This window comes from Paenibacillus popilliae ATCC 14706, assembly GCF_000315235.1.
In the GTDB taxonomy this organism is placed as follows: Bacteria; Bacillota; Bacilli; order Paenibacillales; family Paenibacillaceae; genus Paenibacillus_B; species Paenibacillus_B popilliae.
This window is the reverse complement of record NZ_BALG01000439.1, coordinates 1-626: the sequence shown is the minus strand read 5'-3', so window position 1 is coordinate 626 and position 626 is coordinate 1. Positions and strand designations below refer to the sequence as shown.

Below are 626 nucleotides of genomic sequence, written 5' to 3'. Positions count from 1 at the left end.
ACAACGAATAGAATTATATAAACGTATCATACAAACCACTACAAATGCATTACACAGCATGATGCAAGACGTGGAATCAAGCATGGCATTGATTTCGTCTGAATTAAGTACACCAGCAAATAATCATCTAAACACAATGGTATCTACCCTACATGTGATCGCGAATGATAAAAATATAGAACAAATAACGTCTAAATTAGAAACCCAATTGGATCACTTGCCACCCGAAATCATAGAAAATGGGAGTACGGTATTCCTTCAGCCCCTCCAAGAAAAACAACGGAATCTGCATACCCAACTGAATAATATAGTTAGCCAACTAACGGCCATGAACGAAGAACATGTTGAACCCCTTTTACAGTTCTTCCCACAATCTCGATTAGAGGAGTTAGCCGTAGAGGAATTAGCCGTATTTGAAAATCAATTACTAGCGATGATGAAGCAGAAGAATGCCGACATCGTGACAGATATTCAGCAGCAATTAAAAAGTGCAGCAGATCGGGAGCAAGAGGCTTATAACCGGATCGGGCAGAGTGCTCGCGATCGTGTAGAACAACAAAGGCTTGACGGAGAAGTTTTACTACTTGATCTGTGGGCAAGCTGGTCAGAAGAGGGAGAGGAGCGTG

1 protein-coding gene is annotated in these 626 nt (G+C 41.5%); it reads left to right on the top strand.

Annotated features, from left to right (window positions below):
• Window positions 1–82: 82 nt before the first annotated feature.
• On the top strand, window positions 83–626 hold a 544-nt coding region (locus tag PPOP_RS18110; RefSeq protein WP_148278010.1), incomplete at its 3' end, for a hypothetical protein.